General features: G+C 31.4%; 1 protein-coding gene. It reads right to left on the bottom strand.

Going from position 1 to position 891, the window contains the following annotated elements:
* Window positions 1-764 (bottom strand): reverse transcriptase domain-containing protein (locus HMPREF0202_RS07035; protein ID WP_023052382.1); only part of this gene is annotated, 764 nt, incomplete at its 3' end.
* Window positions 765-891: the final 127 nt, after the last annotated feature.

The following is an 891-nucleotide window of genomic DNA, read 5'->3' as shown; positions in this document are numbered from 1 at the left end:
AAGTCATCTGCGTATCTAACAATTCTAACTTCTGTTAAGTTTGTATCTCTAAGAGCTCTTTCTTTATTTCCAAGAGTGGAATATTCTCTTTTGGTTTTTAATCCTAACCATTGTTTATATATCCACCAGTCAAGTTCATTTAAGACTATGTTGGCTAATAATGGCGAAAGTATTCCTCCTTGGGGAGTTCCCTTCTCAGATTGAATAATATCTTTGTTTTGTAATACAGTTTCTACTTTCAACATACGTTTTATTATTGACAAGGTTTTCTTGTCGATAGATTTAAATCGCTGAAGTTGTTTTATCAACTTTTTATGATTTATATTATCAAAGAAACCTTTTATATCAATATCTACAACAAAATGTAATTTCGCTATATTTATCATGTGATAACAAGTTGCTATAGCATGTTCTGTACTACGTTGTGGTCTGAATCCAAAGGAATTTTTATGGAAACTCTTTTCAACTATTGGTTCTAAAATTTGTTTAAAACATAGCTGTACTAGTCTATCATAGATATTAGGTATTCCTAGCGGTCTAAACTCTCCATCTCCTTTTGGAATATCTACTCTTTTAACCATTCTAGGTGTGTATCTGCCCTTTAAATCGTATTTAATTCGTTTTACTATTTCATCTTCAATTTTTAATATATCGCTTATGGTTTCGCCATTCACTCCTGGAGTTTTACTTCCCTTATTGCTTTTCAGCGCATGAATTGCTCGATAAATATTCGATTCTTCAATTATGCAGTCTATTAAACTCATAGATTGTACGCCTCCCTCTTCCTAAGAATTAGGAAACTTTATTTTCTTGGTTTACGACCATTCATCTATTAATTCTAAATTAAAACAATTTTAAAATTATTGACTTGGGGCTATCCCTCCACCACTT

This window comes from Cetobacterium somerae ATCC BAA-474 (genome assembly GCF_000479045.1).
GTDB lineage: Bacteria > Fusobacteriota > Fusobacteriia > Fusobacteriales > Fusobacteriaceae > Cetobacterium_A > Cetobacterium_A somerae.
This window is presented reverse-complemented; position numbering and strand designations above follow the sequence as displayed.